The organism is Rhodanobacter sp. ANJX3 (assembly GCF_014200755.1).
Lineage (GTDB): Bacteria > Pseudomonadota > Gammaproteobacteria > Xanthomonadales > Rhodanobacteraceae > Rhodanobacter.
The window spans coordinates 95,100-117,215 of the sequence record NZ_JACHCM010000001.1; the positions used below are offsets into that span (position 1 = coordinate 95,100).

A 22,116-nucleotide genomic window follows, 5' to 3' on the forward strand; every position below is an offset into this window, starting at 1 on the left:
CGCGATTGAAGGAATACCGTGAGCGAATACCTGTTCGAGATGCGCCAGATCGTCAAGGAATTTTCCGGCGTGCGCGCGCTCAATGGCATCGACTTGGCCGTGCGGCCCGGCGAATGCGTCGGCCTGTGCGGCGAGAATGGCGCGGGCAAGTCTACCCTTATGAAAGTCCTCTCCGGCGTGTACCCGTATGGCACGTGGGAAGGCGAAATCCTGTTCGACGGCAAGCCGCTGCGCGCGCATTCGGTGCGCGACAGCGAGGACGCCGGCATCGTCATCATCCATCAGGAACTGATGCTGGTGCCGCAGCTGTCCGTCGCCGAGAACATCTTCCTCGGCAACGAGATCCGCAAGTTCGGCGGCGTGATGGATTACGACGCCATGTACGCCAAGGCCGAGGCGCTGCTGGCCCGCCTGAAGTTGAAAGACGTGAATGTCGCCGCGCGCGTTTCCAATTACGGTGGCGGCTATCAGCAGCTGTTCGAGATCGCCAAGGCGCTGGCCAAGAATGCGCGTCTGCTGATTCTCGACGAGCCGTCGTCGTCGCTGACCTCGTCCGAAACTGACACCTTGTTGTCGATCATCGAAGATCTGAAAAAAGACGGCGTGGCCTGCGTCTACATCTCGCACAAGCTCGAAGAAGTCGCTCGCGTGTGCGATACGGTCACCGTCATTCGCGACGGCAAGCACATCGTCACCAAGCCGATGAGCGAGATGACCACGCACAGCATCATTACCGCGATGGTCGGCCGCGAAATCGAAAACCTGTTCCCGAAGATGGAGCACGACGTCGGCGAGGTGATCTTCGAAGCCAGGCACGTCACCTGCTGGGATGTGTCCAATCCTAACCGCAAGCGCGTGGACGATATTTCGTTCGAGGTGCGCCGCGGCGAGATCGTCGGCATCGCGGGCCTGGTCGGCGCCGGGCGTACCGAGCTGGTCTCGGCCATCTTCGGCGCCTACCCGGGCCGCTACGAAGCGGAAGTCGTTCTCGAAGGCAAGCTGATGAAAATCCGCTCGCCCGAGCAGGCGATCAAGGCCGGGCTGTCGCTGGTGCCGGAAGATCGCAAGCGCCAGGGCATCGTGCCGATGCTCGGCGTGGGCGACAACATCACGCTCGCCACGCTCGCGCAGTATGCGCATGCGGGGCAGATCGATCGTCAGGCGGAGCTGCAGACTGTCGACGCCGAGATCAAGCGCCTGCGCGTGAAAACGGCCGGTCCGGAATTAGCCATCGCCGGCTTGTCCGGCGGCAACCAGCAGAAGGCCGTGCTGATCAAGATGCTGCTGCCGCAGCCGAAGGTGCTGATTCTCGACGAGCCGACCCGAGGCGTCGACGTCGGCTCCAAGTACGACATCTACAAGCTGATGTTCGAGCTGGCCGCCAAGGGCGTCGCCATCATCATGGTGTCCTCGGAAATGCCCGAGGTGCTGGGCGTCAGCGATCGCGTCCTCGTCGTGGGCGAGGGCAAGTTGCAGGGCAACTTCCCCAATGTCGGCCTCACTCAGGAGCAGGTGCTCGCCGCGGCGATCTCGCATGCGGCCGAGAGTCCCGCGCACGCGGCCTGATCCGTTTATCCTCCACGTCCACGTCCACGTTATTACGGAAGTTTTCCATGCAGTCGCAGCAAATCCAGCAACTGTTCGTGCGCTACAAGATTCTCGCGCTGCTTATCGCGGTGGCGATCATCTGGATCTTTTTCCACATCAAGACGGATTCGGCGTTCATCACGCCGGGCAACCTGTCCAACCTGTTCCGGCAAATGTCGATCACCGGCATGCTCGCTTGCGGCATGGTGTTCGTCATCATTGCGGGCGAGATCGATCTATCGGTCGGGTCGCAGCTCGGCCTGCTCGGCGGCGTGGTTGCCCTGCTTACCGTGAACCACGGCTGGGGCACCTGGCCGGCCATCGGTGCGGTGCTGGTGCTGGGCTTGCTGATCGGTGCGTTCAACGGTTTCGTGGTCACCAAGATGCGCGTGCCGTCGTTTATCGTCGGTCTGGGCGGCATGCTGGCATTTCGCGGTGTGGTGCTCTACATCACCGGCAGCTCGACCATCGCGCCGGCGCCGGATGATCTGATCTCGCTGGGACAGGGCTTCGTGCCACCGTCGATTTCGCGATGGATCGGTGCGCTGATCTTCCTGGGCATGGCCGTGCTGACGGCCCGTCGCCGCGTGCGTCGGGCGAAGTTGGGGCTGCAGCAGGGTGCGCTATGGATCGATATCGCGCGCGTGCTGGCGATCGGCCTGCTGATCTTCGGTTTCGTACGCATTCTCAACGATGCCAACGGCATTCCCATTCCGGTGATGATTCTGCTCGGCCTGCTCGCGGTGTTCACCTACGTATCGACGCAGACGGTGTTCGGCCGCCATATCTACGCCGTCGGCGGCAATATGGAAGCCACGCGCCTGTCGGGCGTCAACGTGGCGCGCGTCAAGCTGGTGGTGTTTGCGCTGATGGGGTTGATGTGCGCGTTCGCCGGCATCATCACCGTGGCGCGTACCGGTTCGGGTTCGCCCTCGGCGGGCACCGGCGGTGAGCTCGATGCGATCTCGGCCTGCTTCATCGGCGGTACGTCCATGCGCGGCGGTTCGGGCACGGTCTACGGCGCACTGATCGGCGCGCTGGTCATGGCCAGCCTGGACAGCGGCATGCAGCTGATGGATGTCGACAACTCGTGGCAGATGATCATCAAGGGCGTGATTCTTGCGCTGGCCGTGTGGGTCGATGTGCTGTCGGGTTCGAATCGGGGCTGAGCCTGAGCCAAGGCGACGCTCGGCTCCGATGCCGATGTTTCCGAGCTTTCGTGGCGCACGAGCGAGGGGAGAAAACGGTTCCCGACCGGTGGTGGTTCAGCCTGTTGCCTTGGTCAGAAGTCGTGGTTATCCCAGAGACAAAAAAACGGCAGGCTTTTGGGCCTGCCGTTTTTATTTCACAAGCCCATCAGCTGAAACTTACTGCGCGTTGTCCTTGGTCACCAGCTTCAGCGGCACGGCGATTTTGGCTTCCACTTTCTCGCCGTCGATCACGCTCTTGGCATTCTTGACGCCGAGCTGGCCGATCATGTCAGGCTGCTGCGCGACGATGGCGGCGATCTTGCCGTCCTTCACCGCCTGGATGCCATCGGGCGTGCCGTCGAAGCCGACCACGAGCACGTTGGCGCGCTTGGCGCCGTCGAGCGCGCGCACGGCGCCAAGCGCCATTTCGTCGTTCTGCGCGAAGATAGCCTGCACGTCGGGGTGAGCCTGCAGCAGATTTTCGGTGACGCTGAGGCCCTGGGCGCGGTCGAAGTTGGCCGGCTGCTGGGCGATGATTTTCAGGCCCGAGGTCTTGATCTCGTCATCGAAGCCCTGGCCGCGGTCGCGCGCGGCGGAGGTGCCCGGCACGCCCTGCAGTTCGATCACGTTGCCCTTGTTGTTGAGCGCCTTGATCAGGAACTTGGCCGCCTCGCTGCCGCCGACCACATTGTCGGACGCGATATGAGCGACCACCTGGGCGCCGTCGACCGAGCGATCGAGGGTGATCACCGGAATGTGCGCGTCATTGGCTTCTTTCACAGCGCCGGCAAGCGCCGACGAGTCGGTGGGGTTGAGCAGGATCACCGAGACCTTTTTCTGGATCAGGTCTTCGACGCTGGAGATCTGCTTGGCCGGATCGTCCTGGGCGTCGACCACGGTCAGGGTGTAGCCATCTGCCGCCGCCTCTTTCTGCGCACCGTTTTTCAGCGCGACGAAGAACGGATTGTTCTGCGTCGACAGCGCCAGGCCGATGGTTTTGTTGCTGGCAGCCGGCGCGGGGCTCGTGGACGCGGCGGCAGGCGTCGACGCTGCATCGGTCGGGCCCTGGTTGCTGCAGGCGGCGGCGAGCAGAGTGAGGGTGGATACAGCAAGAAATCCGAGTTTATTCATGGGAGGTGCTCCGAGGGTGGTCAGAAAAAGCGGGATGGAACTTCAGCGGTCGCGACAGGCGCGCCGTTGACGAAACGAGGGGCCAGTACGATTACTTACGGCGATCCAGCAGCACGGCGATCAGAATCACCGCGCCCTTGACCACCTGCTGATAAAACGATGAGACGCCGAGCAGGTTGAGGCCGTTGTTCAAAAATCCGATCAGCAGCGCGCCGACCAGGGTGCCGAACAGCCAGCCGCGGCCACCGGCCAGACTGGTGCCGCCTAGCACCACCGCTGCAATGGCGTCGAGTTCGTAGCCGCTGCCGGCGGTGGCTTGGGCGGAATACAGGCGTGAGGTGAGCACGATGCCGGCAAACGCCGACAGCAGGCCCGATAAACCGTAGACGCCCAGCTTCATCGCGTTGATGCGCACGCCCGACAGTCGCGCCGCTTCCTCGTTGCCGCCCAGCGCGAACACGTGGCGACCGAACACGGTGCCACGCAGCAGAAATGCGCAGATGACAAACACGAGGAACATCCACACCACCGGATTGGGAATCAGGTGCGCGATGTAGCCGTCGCCGAGCAGGGCGAAGCTGCTGTTGCTGACGCCGATCGGCTGGCCCTGCGTGTACGACAGGGTGAGTCCGCGTAGCAGTGTCATGGTGCCGAGCGTGGCGATGAACGGGGCGACGCGACCCCACGACACCAGCACGCCGTTGATCACGCCAAGCAGCAGACCAAGCCCGAGGCCCACGCCGATCGCCAACGCCATGCCGTGGCCTGCCGCCATCACGCCTGCGGTGATCGCGCCGGTGAAGGCGAGTATCGCGCCCACCGACAGATCGATGCCGCCGGCCAGTATCACGAAGGTCATGCCGAAGGCGATCAACGCGTTGATCGACACCTGGCGCAGCACGGTGAGCAGGTTGCCCGCATTGAGAAAGTCGGGGCTCAGCACGCTCAGGGCGATGATCAGCAGCAGCAGTCCGATCACCGAGCCCAGCCGCTGCAGCAGCGCGGCGCCGTTGCCAAAAGAAAATCTGCTCGTCATTGCATTCGTACTCGTCATGGTCAGTGGCCGCCGGTAGCGGCAAGCATTACGGTTTCCTGGGTCGCCGTGGCGGCATCCAGCAGGGCGCTGGCGCGCCCTTCGTGCATCACCAGGATGCGATCGCTCATCGCCAGCACTTCGGGCAGTTCGGAGGAAATCATCAGAATCGCCACGCCGCTGGCTACCAGCTGGTTGATGATCTGATAGATCTCGGCCTTGCCGCCGACGTCCACCCCGCGAGTAGGCTCATCCAGAATCAGCACGCGCGGCTTCAGCGCCAGCCATTTCGCCAGCACCACCTTCTGCTGGTTGCCGCCGGACAGCGCGCGGGCTGGCAGTTCCATGTCGCGCGTACGGATTTTCAACTGCTCGATCAGGCCCTTGGTCTGGCGCTTTTCCGTAGCGCGATCGATGACACCCGCATGCGCGGGCACGCGCGGCAGACTGATGTTCTCGCGCAGGCTCAGATCCAGCACCAGGCCCTGCGCCTTGCGGTCTTCGGTGACAAAGCCGAGCCCGGCCTTGATCGCCTGCACTGGCGTGCGGGTATGGATGGGCTCGTCGTCGAGCAGCACACGGCCTTCGCTGGCCTTGTCCAGTCCGAACAGCAGGCGCGCCAGCTCGGTGCGACCGGCACCCATCAGACCGGCCACGCCCAGCACCTCGCCGGCGCGCAGTTCGAAGCTGATGTCGTGCACTTGCTTGTCGCCGAGATGTTCGACCTTGAGCAGCACCTTGCCCGGTGTCACGTCGCGGGTGGGGAAGCGCGCCTCCAGGCTGCGCCCCACCATCATCTGCACGACCTCGTCCAGGCTGAGCCCGGGAATCGGGCGCGTGCCGACGAAATGACCGTCGCGCAGTACGGAAATGCGATCGCACAGTACGAAGATTTCTTCCATGCGATGCGACACGTAGACGATGCCCGTGCCTTTCTGACGCAGTTCGCGGATGAGCGCGAACAGCGTGTCCGTCTCGCGCTCGCTCAGCGCCGCGGTGGGTTCGTCCATGATCAGCACGCGGGCGTTCTGGCCCAAGGCCTTGGCGATCTCGACCATCTGCTGCTGGCCTACCGACAGGCGTGCCACCGGCATATCCGGATCGATCGACTGCATGCCGACCTGGGCCAGCCATTCGCGCGCGCGTTTGCGCATGGCGCGCCGATGCAGTACACCGAGCGTGCTCAATTCGCGACCGAGAAAAAGATTCTCCGTCACGCTCAGATGGGGAATCAGGTTGAGTTCCTGATGGATGATGGCGATGCCGTGCTTTTCGGCATCGGTCGTGGAATGAATCGATACCGTTTGGCCGTCCACCTTGATATCGCCGGCGTCGGCCTTGTGTACGCCGGTCAGCACTTTCATCAGAGTGGATTTGCCCGCGCCGTTTTCGCCCATCAGCGCATGGACTTCGCCCGGCCGCAGTTCGAAATCCACGCCTTCCAGCACCTTTACCGGGCCGAACGCCTTCTGGATACCGTGCATGCTGACTAGTGGCATGGCGGTGGCTGGGTCATACGGTACAGCTTGCAGCGGCGCGCTCAAAACGTCACCCCCGCGTGCAGGATCACGTTGGCGTAGGGCGAGGTTTCGCCGGTGCGCACGATGGCGACTGCATGAGCGCATTGCTGCTTGAAATTCGCGTGGCTGATTTCGTCCACTGGCATACCGCTATGCTTCAGTCGATCGGCCAGCGCCACCAGAGCGGGATTCTTTTGGTGGATTTCTTCGGCAAAGGTGGCCGACTCCACGGCGAGTTCGTCGCAGATGGCGTCGAATACCTGCGCGAACGAGGGCAGTCCGGGTAGCAGGGCCAGATCGATGCACGGCACGCCGCGCGGCACGGGCAGGCCGACGTCGGCAATCACCAGTGTATCGGTATGCCCCATCGCGGCGATCACGCGGCTGAGTTCGGCGTGCAGGAGTCCGGCGCGCCTCACGACTGCCGCTCCAGCAGCGCCTTGACTTCGGACAGGCGCGGCATACCGCCCTGTGCCCCGAGGCGCGAGACGGAAAGTGCTGCCGCCGCGCAGGCCTTTTTTACTGCGATCGGCAGGCCTTCGTGCAGAAACACGGCAAGCGCCGCGTTGAAGGTATCGCCGGCACCGGTCGTGTCGACGACATCCACATGAAAACCGGACTGATGTATGGGGCTGCCGTCTTCGCGATACCACGCGCCTTCCTCGCCGCGCGTCAGCACGACGGGGCAGGGTGCGCGCTGCATCAGCGCATGAAAATCGTCGTTCCCGTCGGCATCGAGCAGGATCGCCAGCTCGTGCTGGTTGGGCGTGACGTAACGCACGAGCTTGAGCCAGTCGGTCGGCAGCGGCTGCGCAGGCGCGGGATTCAGAATCACCGGCACACCTAGCCTGTGCGCCAGTCGCACCGTGGCTTCGACCGTTGCCAGCGGAATCTCCATCTGCACGAGTACGGCGTCGGCGCGTTCGATCAGATCTTTGGCAAGTTCGACCTGCTCGGACGTGACGCGCGCATTCGCGGCGGGCACGACGAGGATGTGATTGTCGCCCTGCGCCACGGTGATGGACGCGGTGCCGCTGGCGCAATCATCGAGGCTCTGCACGTGGGTGATATCGACGCCTTCGTCGATCAGCCCCTGGCGCAGCTGCCTGCCGAATATGTCGTTGCCGAGCGCTCCGATCAGGGACACCTCGGCGCCCAGACGCGCGGCAGCCACGGCCTGATTGGCGCCTTTGCCACCGGGAATGGTGTGAAAACTTTCGGCCATCAGGGTTTCACCGGGCGCGGGAAAGCGCGGCGCCAGAGTAACCAGATCCATATTGATGCTGCCGACAACAACGATGCGCGTCATGAAAATTCGCGGCCTTGGGGGAGGGGAAGTGCAAGCATAAGGGATGCGATGTGATGCGAGAGGAATCGAACGTCTCTAGGTGCGAGCGTGGAAGAAAACCATTCGTTCCATGCTCCAAAATGCTGGATAAGAATTCTTCATGTACGAATCGACCATCATAAAAAAACATCCCGGCACAAGGGCCGGGATGTTTGATGTGTTGCTGTTGTTAGCGCAGCAACTCGGCACCGCTATTAGAACGTGAAGCCCATCTTCAGGCCGGCCACGAACGCGTTGCTGTTCTGGCTGGTGCCACCCGGATGCAGGATGTACTGCAGGTTCGGGCGCAAGTAGATCGACGGAATCGGCGACCAGCTGTAGAACACTTCGGTCACGTACTCGCTGCCGTCGCCAACGATGACGTTTTCACCGGTGCGCGCGTTGTTCTGCTTGACGAAATCGGCATAGCGGCTGTTGGAGTTCGTTTCGCCGACGGCGAAGCCGATCATGTCGTTGGGACGGGCGAACGGACCGTTGTATTCCAGACCCAGTGCGACCTGTCCATCGGTGGCCGCGGTGTTGCGATCGGCCTGCGATGCGTTCAGGAAAATCGACAATCCTTTGCCGCCGGCGTCACCGGTTACCTGCTGGATGAAATTGATGTACGCACCGTACTGGCCGTCGCGGTTCAGCGCTGCCAGGCCGGTTTCACCTGCCGGATCGTGGTTGATGTCGTAGTACAGATCCTTGCCCTTGGAGGTGTTGTACCAAACACCGAACTTATACGCACCGGGCAGGCCGTTGGCGGTAGGAGTCCAGCCGAATTCCAACGGAATCAGCGCACCGGTGGTGCCACCCGGGAAGTCCGGAATCAGGCCTTTGTGCGCCGCGTAGCTGTCGTTGACGTAGTTCGGATTGACCTGGTAGGCGCCCAACATCACGTAGGTTTCCTTCGTGGTGTTGAGTTTGATGTTGGCCGCCCACTGGCTGGTCGGCCAGTTGACCCAGTAACCGCCGACGATATTGCCCGGCTGCGAGCCGCAGAAGGTCAGGTTCTGGAAGTCGCAGGAGAACGCCGCGAAATCTGAACCGACGGGCAAACGACCGGCTTTGACCACCAAGGCGCCGTCGAAGAATTTCTGTTCGAGCGAGAATTCGGTGAGATGCCAGGTCTGGCCGCGGCCGTAGACTTCCTGGATCAGCTGGTTGTTGCCGATGTGGGCATCGGCGCCCAGGTTGCGACCGTTACGATCGGTGATCATCATGCGGAAGGTGGCGCCGTGCCAGCCCCACAGTTTGTCCAGATCCAGCGCCACGCCACCTTTCCACTGATCGGTGTAGCGAGTCAGGTGCGATGTGCCGCCGGTAAAGTTATGCGCCGCTTCACCACCGTAACCGAAATCGAATTTGATGCCCTCGTCGGCCAGACGGGTGCGCTCACCGTTCCAGTCGCCGAAGAGATAAGGGCTGGTGGTCAGGTCATCCGCTGCGTGCGCCTGCGGTGCCGCCAGGCCCATGCCGAAACCGAGACCTGCGATAGTCAGCGCGCAAGCGAGTGATTTTTTCCGAAATGTTGAAGCCATGATTCCCTCTCTCCCAATGGTGAAGCGACTGGTGCGTTCGTTAAACGTTCAGCATTTTTCAAGCGAAAAATGAATACGAGTTCTTTTCGTATCTTTTATGTTTTTTTTATTACTCGGCATTTTCGGACGGATGCTCATCACGCTCAATTGACTAACACCCGAGGCCTATTGTGTTTTTTCGTGTTGCGCTGCGGGGCAAAAAACGTGCTGCTATGAAGTAAAAACAATCTATTGCGGCGAAGCAAACGTCTTTCAGTGCGTGGGCATGGCGAATTCGGCGCCAGCACTTTCTTTATCTGCCAACCAGCGCTGAGTTACGGCCTTCTGACGCGTGTAGAAGCGCACTGCCTCGGGACCGTGTGCGTGGTGATCGCCCATCAGACTTTTTTTCCAACCGCCGAAACTGTGGAACGCCATCGGTACAGGAATGGGCACGTTGATGCCGATCATGCCGACCTGCACGCGATGCGCGAACTCGCGCGCCACGTGGCCGTCGCGCGTGAAGATCGCCGTGCCGTTGCCGTATTCATGCGAATCGACCAGCGCGAGCGCACTGGCGAAATCCGGCACGCGCACCACGCACAGCACGGGTCCGAAGATTTCTTCCTTGTAGATGCGCATCGAAGGCGTGACGCGATCGAACAGTGTGCCGCCGAGAAAGAAACCCTGCTCGCAGCCGGCGACCTGATGGCCGCGGCCATCGACGATGAGTTCGGCGCCGGCGGCTTCGCCGTCGTCGATATAGCCGGTGATCTTGTCGCGATGCTGGCTGGTGACGACCGGGCCCATTTCGATGGTGTCGTCCATGCCGTCACCGATGCGCAGGGCGCGCACTTTCGGTGCAAGCTTTTCCACCAGCGTGTTGGCGGTCGCTTCGCCCACGGCAACGACGACAGAGATCGCCATGCAGCGTTCGCCGGCAGCGCCGTAGCCCGCGCCCATCAGCGCGTCGACGGTTTTGTCCATATCCGCATCGGGCATCACGATCATATGGTTCTTCGCGCCGCCCAGCGCCTGCACGCGCTTGCCTTGCGAGGTGCCGCGCGCGTAGATGTATTCGGCGATCGGCGTGGAGCCGACAAAGCTGATGGCGCGAACGTCCTTATGATCGAGCAATGCGTCGACCGCGCCTTTGTCGCCCTGCACGACATTGAATACGCCGTCGGGCAGGCCCGCTTCGGTCAGCAACTCGGCGAGCAGCAGCGCGGTGGAGGGATCGCGCTCGGATGGCTTCAGTACGAAGGTATTGCCGCAGGCGATCGCCATCGGAAACATCCACATCGGCACCATCGCGGGGAAATTGAACGGCGTGATCCCCGCGCAAACGCCCAGCGCCTGGCGCATGGTCCAGGCGTCGATGCCGTTAGCAATCTGTTCGGTGTAGTCGCCCTTGAGCAGTTCGGGAATGCCGCAGGCGTATTCCACCACTTCCAGGCCGCGCACCAGTTCGCCCTTGGCATCGGATACGACCTTGCCGTGCTCGCGCGTGATGGCGGCGGCGAGCTTGTCCATGTCGCGCTCGAGCAGCTCCTTGAAACGGAACATCACGCGTGCGCGCTTCAGCGGCGGCGTCTGTGACCAGGCAGGAAATGCCGCCAGTGCCGACTGCACGGCGAGGTCGACTTCTTTCGCGTCGGCCAGCGCCACGGCGCCGATCACGTCACCCGTGGCCGGGTTGTAGCTGGGCGCGGAGGAACCTTTGCCGGCCTGATGGCGGCCGCCGATGTAGTGGCCGATATTGACCGGAGCAGGGGAGCGAGAGAGTTGTGCAGACATGGTCGGTGGTTCCGTATCAATCGAAAAGTTGGATCGGGGCTGGTGTCGACGCGCGAATCGCTCAGCGCGGCATCAGCCAGTCGTGTGCCGGATCGTTCTTGAAATGCCATTCGCGATGCGGGCCGGCCATCACGTTGAGGTAGTAGCCGCGATAGCCGTGCGGCATCACCACCGGGTGATAGCCGCGCGGCACCATCACCACGTCGTGGTCGCCTACGGCCATCGATTCATCGAGGTCGCGCTCGTCGGTGTACACGCGCTGGAAGGCAAAGCCCTGCGGCGGATCGATGCGGTGGTAATAAGTTTCTTCCAGCGAGCTCTCGACCGGCAGGTTGTCGGTGTCGTGCTTGTGCGGCGGATAGCTGGAGGAGTTGGCCGCCGGCGTGACCACTTCGACCACGAGCAACGACTCGGCGTTTTCCGTCTCTGGCAACACGTCGCAGACGTAGCGCGTGTTGCTGCCCTGGCCGCGGACCATGCGCTTCATGCTGGCGGCGGGTATCAGCCGCGCGGGATATTTTCCGGTGGCCGGTGCGCTGGCCAGCGCGAGCTCTGCCTCATCATGCGCGTGGATGACGAACGTCGATCCCGGCGGTGCGTACACCGCGTCGGTCGAGCGATCCTCGAACACGCTGGCGCGGCCGCCGAGGCTTTTCCAGGATTCGTCACCGATGCTGACGTCGACGTTGCCGGTCAGCACCACCAGACAGCCTTCGCGATCGGACGGCAGATCGAGATGCAGCGACTCGCCGGCGCCGACCCGCACGCCTTCAAAACCGACGTGCTTCCAGCCGGCCGACTCCGGCGTCACTTTGACGATGGCGCGTCCCTTAGGGGCAGCTTTGACTAGCAGGCTCATGCGGCCTCCTTCGTACGCACGTTGTCGACCAGTCCGCGTAAGGTGCGGTAGCCGAGGCTGGCGTAGGCATAGCTGGGCGCGACGGCCGGATCCTGCTCGGCCTCGACGATCAGCCAGCCCTTGTAGTGGTTCTCACGCAGCAGTTCGACGATGCCGGCGAAATCGATCGCACCGTCGCCGGGCACGGTGAACACGCCGTTCAACACGGAATCCAGAAAGCTCCACTGGCGGTTGCGCGCGTGGCGAATGATCGACGGCCTGACATCTTTGCAGTGCACGTGGCAGACGCGGCCGATGTGCTTGCCCAGAATCGTCAGCGGGTCGCCGCCGCCGAAATACGCATGGCCGGAATCGAACAGCAGCCCCACATCCTCGCCGGTGTAGGCCATCACGCGGTCGATATCGTCCGGCGATTCCACATAGGCGCCCATATGGTGGTGGTAGGCCAGCCGCACGCCGCGCGTCAGCAGATGTTTGCCGAAAGCGGTCAGCCGTTCGCCGTAGCGCTTGAACGACTCGTCGTCGAAGCGCGGACGCTTGTACAGCGGCACGCTGCGTTCGCCCTGGATGGCGTTGGCCACTTCGCCGTAGACCATCACCTTGCAGCCGTTCTTTGCCAGCAGATCGAGGTGCGATTCCACCGACGCGATTTCCTCTTCCACCGATCGCGTGGCCAGTCGGCCGGAATACCAGCCCGACACCACGTCGAGCTGGTAGCCGGCCATCAGCTCACGCAGCGCGGCGGGGTCCTTGGGAAACTTGTTGCCCAGCTCGAAACCCTGATAGCCGATCTCGCGGCCTTCGCTCAAGGCGGTGGACAACGGCGTTTCCCCGCCAAGCGAGGGCAGGTCGTCGTTGCTCCAGCTGATCGGATTGATGCCGATCTTTACTTCCAGACGGTTAGACATCGGATTTCACCTGCGTTGAATGGACGGGCGCGGTGGTCGACCGCTGCCGCTGTTTGGCTGTTTCGTAATCGCGTCGAGAGTCAAGCACGCTAGCGCGAGTCGAGACTTCGGGCACCGCGACTTCCCACCACGTGCCGCCGTGTTCGGTGGTACGACGATGATCGGTATCGATGGAAATCAGGTACGTGCGCTTCGCCGAGCGTGCGCGTGTCAGCGCCTGCTCCAGCTCGGCGATGCTGCCGACGTGCTCCGCTTCGGCACCCATCGCACGCGCGTGCGCGGCGAAGTCGATGGCCGGTGCGCCGTCGGCACCTTGCAGGCAGTCGTCCCACATATTGTTGAACGGGGCGCCGCCGCAGGCCTGCTGCAGTCGGTTGATGCAGCCGTAGCCGCGATTGTCCAGCACCACGATGATCAGCTTCAGGCCCAGCATCACCGACGTGGCGATCTCGGCGTTGAGCATCAGATAGCTGCCGTCGCCCAGCATCACGATCACGTCGCGATCGGGTTTGGCCATCTTGACGCCCAGACCGCCGGCAATCTCGTAACCCATGCAGGAGTAGCCGTATTCCATGTGGTAGCCGCCCGGCGTAGACGTGCGCCAGAGTTTTTCCAGCTCGGCAGGCAGTGTGCCGGCGGCGCAGACCACAATATCGTTCTGCATCGACTGCGGATCGGAGCGCTGCACCGCGCCGATGATTTCGCCATCGTAGGGCAGGGTGCCGCTGGGCAACTCGCGTTGCCCGGTGACTTGGCTGACGATGTCGCGCCATTCGTTGGCCTGGCGCTTGGCGTTTTCCTGCCAATCGCGGCCAGCGCTCCAGTCCTGCAATGCGAGGGACAGCGCATCCAGCCCAAGGCTGGCGTCAGCAAGAATGTCGAGGCCGCCGCCTTTCAGCGTGTCGTAGCCGTTGACGTTCAGGGCGATCATCTGGGCATCGTTGAACAGCGCATTGGAGCCGGTGGTGAAATCCTGCAGGCGCGTGCCGACGGCAAGTACGACATCGGCCTCGGCCAGCAGCGCATTGGCCGCGGTGGAGCCGCAGACGCCAGCCGGTCCCAGCTGCAGCGGATGATCCCAGGCCATCGCGCCTTTGCCGGCCTGCGTCTCGGCCACGGGTATGCCGTGGGCTTCCGCGAAGCGCCGCAGCGCCGCGCTGGCCTTGCTGTAAAGCACGCCGCCGCCGGCAATGATGACGGGACGCATTGCTGCACGCAGCGCGGAGGCTGCCGCGGCGATGTCGTCCTCCGCGGCGGGCAACGCGCGGAAACTGTGGATACGCGGCGCAAAAAAACGTTCCGGCCAGTCGTAGGCCTCGGTCTGCACATCTTGCGGAAGCGCTAGGGTTACCGGGCCGCACAGGGCGGGATCGGTCAGCACGCGCAGCGCCCGCGGCAGTGCGCTCAGCAGCTGCTCGGGTTTCACGATGCGATCGAAATAGCGCGATACCGGACGCAGGCAGTCGTTGACGCTGGCCGTGCCGTCGGAAAAATCCTCCAGCTGCTGCAGCACCGGATCGGGCGCGCGCGAGACGAAGATATCGCCAGGCAGCAAAAGTACCGGAAGCCGATTCACGTGGGCCAGCGCGGCGGAGGTCACCAGGTTGGTCGCACCCGGTCCGATCGAGCTCGTCACGGCCATCATGCGCCGACGCATATGCGCCTTGGCATAGGCGACCGCCGCATTGGCCATGCCCTGTTCGCTGTGCGCGCGATAGGTCGGCAGGCTGTCGCGTTGCGCGTACAGCGCTTCGCCCAGGCCAGCGACGTTGCCGTGACCGAAAATCGCGAACACGCCGCCGAACAGCGGAACGGTTCGGCCATCGTCATCGAGAACCTGCTGTGCCGCGAGATAGCGCACCAGCGCCTGCGCCATCGTCAGTCGAACGGTGTTGCTCATGCGGTGGCCTCCACCCCATGCGTTTTTTCGACGGCAGGTGGACTCGTGACGCGCTCACCGCGAGCCTGTCGCCACAGCGCGGCCAGTTCGGCGAAGTGGTGGCTGGCTCGTTCGACCAGGGTCGCATCGTCGATGTCGCCGCGAAGCCAGGCGCGCGCCGGCTCGACAAAAATGCTGCGGCCGACGGCGAAGCCGCGGCAGCTGTGGCTGTGCGCGGCGGCGGCGAAGCCCGCGGCCAGTTCGGCAAACGGCGCGTTGAGGCCGAGCAGCAGCACGCCGCGGCAATGCGGATCACGTTCGGCGATCAGCGCGTCGAGTGCGGTCCAGTCCTGCGCCGGCAGCGGCGCAAGCTTCCACCACTCGGGTCGGATGCCGAGGTTGTAGATACGCTTGAGGGAACGCAGCACGCGCTCGCCCTGGCTCGCCTGCACCGACGGGTTGGCCGGCGGAATCACCTCCAGCAGCAGCTCGTGTCCGCTGGCGCGGGTTGCGGTATACAGGGCATGCAGCTGGGTTTCCTGCTCCAGCCGCTGCTCCGGCGTGCCGTCGGGATCGAACGGCACCAGGCATTTGACTACCTGTTCGAGCGGCCACTGGATCAGCTCGCTGCCCAGGGCGCGGCCGGCTTCGAATTCCAGCGGCAGCGAGCCGGGCAGTTCGACCGGACGCCCCACCCACCAGCCGCGGCCGGTGGCATCGTTGAGCGCATCCTGGCCGTAACGACCGTCGCACAGCATGCCGATGCGCTGCGTCAGCCCGAGATTTTTCTCCGTGCGCGCCACCGCCTGCACCAGCAGCTGCTTCAGCGGCGGAATACGCGACTCGTCGGCGCCCGCTTCGCGCGCCAGCTCGAACAGCTGGCTGCGATGGTCGAACGCGAAGATATGCAAATCGTCCCAGTGCGTGCGCGCCACGCTGACACGATGCAGATGGGCCAACTGCTCGTCGCGATCCGGGCGCTGCAGCCGCTCGGCGTGGGCGAGGAAATAGTCGAGTTCGGCGCGACTCGGCATCGCCGGCGCACAGCCGTGGCGGGACACCACAATGGCACCGCAGGCGTTGGCATAGGCGCAGCAGCGCTCGATCGGCTCGTCGCGCAGCCAGCCGGAGAGAAAGCCCGCGATAAACGCATCACCGGCGCCCAGCACGTTGAGCACCTCGACCCGCGTGCCGAGAAAGGTTGGCGCATCGTCGATCTTTGCGGGTATGGCGGCCTCGATCACGCTGCAGCCCTGTGCGCCGCGCTTCACCACCAGCGCGGCGTTGCTCACCGCGCGAACGGCATTCAGTGCTGCGATCAAATCCTTGCTGCCGCCGGCGATATGGAATTCTTCCTCGGTGCCGACGATCAGGTCGAACTGGCCCAGCTCGCGCTGGAGGTGCGCCGTGACGCCGTCGTCGGCGATGAAGCGCGTTTCGCCGTCGCCGCGATTCGTCAGTCCCCACAGCACGGGGCGGTAGTCGATATCGAGCACGGTGCGTACGCCATGCTGCCGCGCGAACGCCAGCGCTTTGCGGCTGGCGGCCAGCGTGCCTGGTGTGGACAGATGCGTGCCGGTGATCGCCAGGGCCTTGCTCGAGGCGATGAAATTCTCATCGATATCGTCTTCGCACAGCGCCATGTCGGCGCAGTTTTCGCGATAGAAAATCAGCGGAAAGGTTTCGCGATCCTTGATGCCGAGCAGCACCATGCCGGTGAGGCGCGCCGGGTCGACGACGACATGGCTGACATCGCAGCCTTCCTTGCTCAGGGTTTCGGTGAGGAACCGGCCCATATGGTCGTTGCCCACGCGCGTCAGCATGGCCGAACGCAGGCCCAGGCGCGCGGCGCCAAACGCGGCATTGCCGGAGGAGCCGCCGAGATATTTGGCGAAGCTGGACGCATCTTCCAGCCGTGCGCCGTGCTGCTGGGCATAGAGGTCGACAGCGAGTCGGCCCAGGCAAATCAGATCGTAGCGATGTTCGGTCATGGTGCAAAAACTCGGGGTGGCGATAGGGGAGGGCAGTACGACGCTGGCTCAGGCGGCCTGACGGCCTTCGAGCTCGTCAACGAGACTCTGGATCTCGGTGCCGCCGGCCATCATGTCGAGCACTTCCTCCTTGCTGATGTCGCTCTTGGCGAAGGTGCCCATCGACTGTCCGCGATTGAGCACGGTGAAGCTGTCGGCGATGGGATAGGCGTGATGCACGTTATGGGTGATGAAGATCACTGAGATGCCGCGCTCGCGCGCCTTATGCACCAGCTTGAGCACGTTGCAGCTCTGCTTGACGCCGAGCGCGGCGGTCGGCTCATCGAGAATCAGCACCTTCGCGCCGAAATGGATCGCGCGCGCAATCGCCAGGCACTGGCGTTCGCCGCCGGACATCGTGCCCACCGGCTGGTGCGGCGAGCGCACGTGGATGCCCATCTCGGCCAGCTTGTCCACCGCGGTGCTGGCCGCCAGCTGCATATCGAGCACGGGAATCATGCCGAACAGCTTCTTGGTCGGCTCGCGTCCGGCAAAGAAATTGCGCGCCACGCTCATCAGCGGCACCAGGGCCAGATCTTGATACACGGTGGCGATACCGCAATCGAGCGCCTCGCGCGGTGACTTGAAGCTGACCTCTTCGCCTTCGATCAGATAACGGCCTTCGCTGGGCTTGTGCACGCCGGCGAGGGTCTTGATCAGCGTGGACTTGCCGGCACCGTTGTCGCCGAGCAGGCAGTGCACTTCGCCTCGGCGCAGGCGCAGCGTCACGTCCTTCAGCGAAATCACGGTGCCGAAGAATTTGCTGACGCCCTCGAGCTGCAGGATGTAATCGTCGCTGCCGCTGGCGTTTTTGATTGCGGTATCCATCAGTCGATCCTCACTTGCCGGTCGTTGCGCGCGAGCGGATGTAATGGTTGAACAGCACCGCGAGCAGCAGCATCGCGCCCAGCACCACGCGGTACCAATCGGAATTGACGTTGGTGTAGGAAATGCCGATCTGCACCACGCCGAAGATGAGTGCACCAAAGCAGGCGCCGAGCACCGAGCCATAGCCGCCGGTGAGCAGGGCGCCACCGATGACCGCGGCGATGATCGCCTCGAACTCTTTCTGCAGGCCGCGATCGGATGCGGCCGAGCCCACGTCGGAGACCTGCAGCACCGCGAACAGGCAGGCACAGAACGCGGTCAATACAAACAGGCTGATCTTGACCCGACGCACCGGCACGCCGACGTTTTTCGCCGCGTTGGCGTCGCCGCCGACGGTGAAGATCCAGTTGCCGAAACGCGTCTTGGACAGCACGAAGCCGGCGCCGCAGGCCACCAGCGCCCACCACAGCAGCACCTTCGGCAGACCGGCAACCACCGGCTCGCCGCTGGGCAGTTTGTCGATGATGCCGGCGTGCGCCATCCAGGTGAACAGGCCCTGCAGCGCAGTGCCCTGGAACAGGGCATGCGTGATCGGATCCTGCGCAATCTTGTCACCCACGCCGCTGACGATGGTGCTGCCCGCGAACTGCGTCGACAGCACGATGGTGAGACCGCGCAGGATAAACATGAAAGCCAGCGTGACGATAAAGCTGGGCAGCTTGGTGCGCATCACCAGATAGCCGTTCAACCAACCCAGCGCCATGCAGCCGCCGAACGCGAACAGCACGGCCAGCCACATCGGCCAGCCGAAAAACATCGAGGGCACCGCCATCATCATGCCGGCGAAGCCGATCATGGAGCCCAGCGAAAGGTCGAATTCGCCGGCGATCATCAGCAGGCAGGCGCCGACGGCGATGATGCCCAGATACGCGGCAACCTGCGACCAGTTCATGATGCCGTCGAGGTTGAACATGCCCGAGTTGCCGGCGAAAACGCCGAAAAATATGAACACCAGAATGGTGGCGGCGATCGAGCCCAGCTCGGGCCGATTCAACAAGGCCCGCCAGGGCGAGATGCGGCGCACGCGCTCGTCGCTGGGCGCGGAATGATCGGCGCCAGGCGGCTTCAGACTGGCGTTCGAGGGAATAGGTTTGGCGAGGGTCATGGCCATATCGGAAGTCGTGGTGCTCATGAAGTCTCCGGCGCTTGCGCGAGGGATGATGTGTGCGGCTATTGACCGACCGATCGCCGCAAGACGATCGGCCGGTCGAAGCGCTTTAGCGGTACTGGCCGGCGTATTTCTCGACGGTGGCCACGTTGTCCTTGGTCACGAAAGCCGGGCCTGAGCTGACGCCGTCGGCGTTATAGACCGGCGACAGGCCATACATCTTCAGGCGCATCTGAAACTTCGGATTGGCCTTCAGCGTGGCGATGATCTTGTCCTTGTCCATCGTCTTGTCTTCGTGCGCGATGACCACGGCGGCGATCGACATATAGCCCTGCAGGTACGGCTGCTGATCGATGGCGAAATTGATCGTGCCGTCCTTGATCGCATTGATGATGCCCGGCGACAGATCGAAGGTGCCGAAGTAGATCTTGCCGTTCAAATGCATCGCCTTGAGGGCCTGCACGGTCGGCTCGGCGGCGTTCGGTCCCAGCGCGAGAATGGCCTGAGTCTTCGGATGATTGCGCAGGTAGGCGGTGACCTTGCTGTTGACCACGGTCGGGTCCATGCCGCTGTCGATCATCGAGCTTTTGAAGTCCGCCCCGATCGCATCGGCAAAGCCTTTGCAGCGCTGGAACGAGGCCTGGTTGGTGGCGTAGTGGTTGACGCAGACGAAGGACTTGATGCCCAGCGCCTTGGCGCGTTCGCCAGCAGCCTTGCCTGCGGCATATTCGGGCTGGCCGATATGCATGATGGCGCCGAGCTTCTTGCTCTCTTCAATCGTGCCGGAGTTGAACGTAACGGTTGGAATGCCTTTGGCGGTGATTCGCGCCGCGGGTTTGGCCAGCACGTCGTAATCGGCGATGTCGTAGGCGACGCCGTCGTAGTTGCGCGCAGCGGCCTGCTCAAGCAGGCGGGCCATATCGGCGAGGTCGCCGTTTGGCGGGTTGCGATAGTCGACCTGCACGCCGAAGTCTTCGCCCGCCTGTTTCACGGAATTCTTGATCGTGTTCCACCACGAATCGGAATCGGCGCCGTGGCTGACCATCACATAGCGCTCGTTGGCGTGCGGGCCATCGGCTGCCATCAGCGCCGGCGCCAGGGTGACGCCGGCCAGCAGGGTTGCCAAACAGAGGGAAATTTTCCGAAGTTGCATACCACTCTCCAGTCGCGTGGGCCGGGTTAGCCGGCTCGGTTCAGATCGGGCCATGCCTGTTGACAGGCGAGGCGGTGCGAAGCTGGGGCGAGGATGAACCCCCTTTTTTCAATTTGCAATTTGCATTGCACAATAAAAAAAAGTGGAATAAATATTCCATTCGATGCATAACAGGCACCTTGCCGCGACGCGACGCGGTGGCTCTTGGGTAAGGACACATGACAAAAACCAGCGGTGTGGAACAACTGATGCAACGCATTGCCGAGCAGTTCGATGCGCTGCCGCGGCAGCAGCAGAACGTGGCGCGCTATGTCGAGGAGCAGCGTGCCAACATCATGCTCCAGCGCGTCAACGAGGTTGCCGAGGGCGCCGGCGTGCATGCGTCGGCGGTGGTGCGGTTCGCGCAGCGCTTCGATTTTTCCGGCTACAGCGAGATGCAGGCGGTGTTCCGCAGCGAACACACGGCGCACGTCACACCCGCGCGCAGTTACCAGCAGCGCATCCGCCGGGTAATCGAAGATGGGCCCGAACAGATGCAGCCCGCGCAGATGGCGCTGCGTTTCATTGACGCCAGCCGGGCAGGGCTCGATGAGCTGGCCAACGAATTCGATGCGAAAAGCTTCGAGGATGCGGTCGATCTGCTGGTCAAGGCCGACACGATTTACGTGGTCGCCGTGCGTCGCGCGTTTTCCATTGCCAGCTATATCGCCTACGCCCTGCAGCACACGCACAAGCGCGTGCTGCTGGTGAACGGCCTCGGCGGCATGTATCGCGAGCAGATGCGCAGCATCGGCAAGAACGACGTGCTGATCGCGATCAGCTTTCCCCCCTACGGAAAAGAAACTCTCTACTGCGCGCGCATCGCCAGCCAGCATAAGGCCAAGGTGCTGGCGATTACCGAAAGCGGCATGGGCCCGCTGGCCCGCCACGCGAGCGTCCTGCTGAAAGTGCGCGAGGGCAGCGCGTTCGCCTTTCGTGCGCTGACCAGCACCATCTGCCTGTGCCAGGCGCTGTTCGTCGCGCTGGCCTACAAGCTCGAACTGACCGTTGAAGAAACCACCCCCCCTGGAGAATACGATGATTGAAGTAGCCGTTTTTGGCGCCGGCCGTATCGGCAAGATCCACGCCGCCAACGTGGCGCGTCACCCGCAGGCCAAGCTGAAATACGTGGTCGACACGCATGCGCCGTCGGCCGAGGCGCTGGCCGCCGAGCTCGGCGCCAAGGTCGTGTCGGTCGAGGACGCGTTGAACGACCCGGCCATCGGCGCCGTGGTGATCGGTTCCAGTACCGACACGCATGCCGATCTGATTCTGCGTTCGGCCGCTGCCGGCAAGGCGATCTTCTGCGAGAAGCCGGTCGATCTCGATGTGCAGCGCGCACGCGAGTGCGAGGCGGCAGTGCAAAAAGCCGGTGTGGTCTGCATGGTCGGCTTTCAACGCCGCTTCGATCCCACCTTTGCTGCGCTGAAGGCGCGGCTCGAGGCTGGCGAGATCGGCGAGGCCGAGATGCTGGTCATCACCAGCCGCGATCCGGCGCCGCCGCCGGTGTCGTACATCGAGCGCTCCGGCGGCGTGTTCAAGGACATGCTGATCCACGACTTCGACATCTTTCGCTGGATTCTCGGCGGTGAGGCGGTGAGCGTGTACGCCACCGGCGGCAGCCTGGGCTTTCCGGAAGTGGCCGCCGCGGGCGACATCACCCAGGCCGTAGTCACCATTCGCACCAAGAGCGGCGGCCTGTGCCAGATCAACACCTCGCGCCGCGCCGCCTACGGCTACGACCAGCGCTTCGAGGTGCTGGGCAGCAAGGGTCTGCTGCAGGCCGGCAACGTGCGTCCCACCCAGGTCGTCGCCTGGGGCGAGCAGTCCATCAGCACCGACAAGCCCGAGCATTTTTTCCTCGAGCGCTACCGCGATGCCTACGCGCTGGAAATCGCGCATTTCTTCGATGCCTTGAATGACGGTACGCCCGTACGCACCACGATCGCCGACGGCATCAAATCGCTGGAATTGGCCGAGCTGGCCACGCGCTCGTTCAAGGAGGGCAAGGCGCTGGAGTGCTCTATCTAAGAGCTCGGGAACAGGGAACGGGAAACGGCGATGTCTGGTTTCCCGTGAACTGTCCGCTTGCCGCGTGTTGCTAGCTCAGTGGCGCGGCTCGCGCGCCACTTCACCGAATGAAT

18 protein-coding genes are annotated in these 22,116 nt (G+C 63.2%); 4 read left to right on the top strand and 14 right to left on the bottom strand.

Features of this window, described 5'->3' with window-relative positions; genetic code table 11:
• Positions 1-18 precede the first annotated feature (18 nt).
• Positions 19-1,566, top strand: a complete 1,548-nt coding sequence (locus tag HDE76_RS00385) for a xylose ABC transporter ATP-binding protein (protein WP_179482258.1) — start codon at positions 19-21, stop codon at positions 1,564-1,566.
• A 47-nt stretch (positions 1,567-1,613) separates the two neighbouring features.
• Complete coding sequence (locus HDE76_RS00390; protein ID WP_179482256.1) at positions 1,614-2,756, top strand: sugar ABC transporter permease; 1,143 nt, start codon at positions 1,614-1,616, stop codon at positions 2,754-2,756.
• A 198-nt stretch (positions 2,757-2,954) separates the two neighbouring features.
• Here the strand turns inward: HDE76_RS00390 and rbsB are convergent, their stop codons facing one another.
• The 14 genes from rbsB to HDE76_RS00460 form a co-directional block, all read right to left on the bottom strand.
• The gene (gene rbsB, locus HDE76_RS00395) at positions 2,955-3,908 is read right to left on the bottom strand and encodes a ribose ABC transporter substrate-binding protein RbsB (protein WP_179482254.1); all 954 of its coding nucleotides are present in this window, start codon (positions 3,906-3,908) and stop codon (positions 2,955-2,957) included.
• A 91-nt stretch (positions 3,909-3,999) separates the two neighbouring features.
• Positions 4,000-4,944 (bottom strand): ribose ABC transporter permease, encoded by a 945-nt coding sequence (locus HDE76_RS00400; RefSeq protein ID WP_179482252.1) that lies wholly within the window; start codon positions 4,942-4,944, stop codon positions 4,000-4,002.
• A 20-nt stretch (positions 4,945-4,964) separates the two neighbouring features.
• Positions 4,965-6,440 carry a sugar ABC transporter ATP-binding protein gene (locus HDE76_RS00405; protein WP_184504701.1) on the bottom strand — a complete coding sequence of 492 codons (1,476 nt, stop codon included), beginning with the start codon at positions 6,438-6,440 and terminating at the stop codon, positions 4,965-4,967.
• Positions 6,441-6,481: 41 nt separating this feature from the next.
• Positions 6,482-6,880, bottom strand: a complete 399-nt coding sequence (rbsD, locus tag HDE76_RS00410) for a D-ribose pyranase (protein ID WP_179482248.1) — start codon at positions 6,878-6,880, stop codon at positions 6,482-6,484.
• The gene (gene rbsK, locus HDE76_RS00415) at positions 6,877-7,770 is read right to left on the bottom strand and encodes a ribokinase (RefSeq protein ID WP_179482246.1); all 894 of its coding nucleotides are present in this window, start codon (positions 7,768-7,770) and stop codon (positions 6,877-6,879) included. The genes rbsD and rbsK overlap by 4 nt, the downstream gene beginning before the upstream one ends.
• A 233-nt stretch (positions 7,771-8,003) precedes the next feature.
• Positions 8,004-9,332: a carbohydrate porin gene (locus HDE76_RS00420; protein ID WP_179482244.1), complete on the bottom strand. Its 1,329-nt coding sequence runs from the start codon at positions 9,330-9,332 to the stop codon at positions 8,004-8,006.
• A gap of 252 nt (positions 9,333-9,584) precedes the next feature.
• Positions 9,585-11,108, bottom strand: a complete 1,524-nt coding sequence (locus tag HDE76_RS00425) for a CoA-acylating methylmalonate-semialdehyde dehydrogenase (protein ID WP_179482242.1) — start codon at positions 11,106-11,108, stop codon at positions 9,585-9,587.
• Between the two features lie 61 nt (positions 11,109-11,169).
• On the bottom strand, positions 11,170-11,967 hold the full coding sequence (gene iolB / locus HDE76_RS00430; protein WP_184504703.1) for a 5-deoxy-glucuronate isomerase: 798 nt from the start codon (positions 11,965-11,967) through the stop codon (positions 11,170-11,172).
• On the bottom strand, positions 11,964-12,875 hold the full coding sequence (iolE, locus tag HDE76_RS00435; RefSeq protein ID WP_184504705.1) for a myo-inosose-2 dehydratase: 912 nt from the start codon (positions 12,873-12,875) through the stop codon (positions 11,964-11,966). The genes iolB and iolE overlap by 4 nt, the downstream gene beginning before the upstream one ends.
• A complete protein-coding gene (iolD, locus tag HDE76_RS00440; RefSeq protein ID WP_184504707.1) occupies positions 12,868-14,775 on the bottom strand; it encodes a 3D-(3,5/4)-trihydroxycyclohexane-1,2-dione acylhydrolase (decyclizing) in 1,908 nt (635 codons plus the stop codon). Before iolD ends, iolE begins: the two co-directional genes overlap by 8 nt.
• A complete protein-coding gene (iolC, locus tag HDE76_RS00445) occupies positions 14,772-16,745 on the bottom strand; it encodes a 5-dehydro-2-deoxygluconokinase (RefSeq protein WP_184504709.1) in 1,974 nt (657 codons plus the stop codon). Before iolC ends, iolD begins: the two co-directional genes overlap by 4 nt.
• Before the next feature lie 48 nt (positions 16,746-16,793).
• Positions 16,794-17,612: an ATP-binding cassette domain-containing protein gene (locus tag HDE76_RS00450; RefSeq protein WP_184504711.1), complete on the bottom strand. Its 819-nt coding sequence runs from the start codon at positions 17,610-17,612 to the stop codon at positions 16,794-16,796.
• Positions 17,613-17,622: 10 nt separating this feature from the next.
• Positions 17,623-18,804 carry an ABC transporter permease gene (locus tag HDE76_RS00455; protein WP_221262218.1) on the bottom strand — a complete coding sequence of 394 codons (1,182 nt, stop codon included), beginning with the start codon at positions 18,802-18,804 and terminating at the stop codon, positions 17,623-17,625.
• A gap of 85 nt (positions 18,805-18,889) precedes the next feature.
• Positions 18,890-19,933 (bottom strand): sugar ABC transporter substrate-binding protein, encoded by a 1,044-nt coding sequence (locus tag HDE76_RS00460; RefSeq protein ID WP_184504713.1) that lies wholly within the window; start codon positions 19,931-19,933, stop codon positions 18,890-18,892.
• A 218-nt stretch (positions 19,934-20,151) separates the two neighbouring features.
• Between HDE76_RS00460 and HDE76_RS00465 the strand changes: the two genes are divergently transcribed.
• Positions 20,152-21,018, top strand: coding sequence for a MurR/RpiR family transcriptional regulator (locus HDE76_RS00465; RefSeq protein WP_218862539.1), 867 nt, complete (start codon positions 20,152-20,154; stop codon positions 21,016-21,018).
• Entirely contained in the window at positions 21,011-22,003 is a 993-nt protein-coding gene (gene iolG, locus HDE76_RS00470) for an inositol 2-dehydrogenase (protein WP_184504715.1), read from the top strand. The genes HDE76_RS00465 and iolG overlap by 8 nt, the downstream gene beginning before the upstream one ends.
• Positions 22,004-22,116 lie beyond the last annotated feature (113 nt).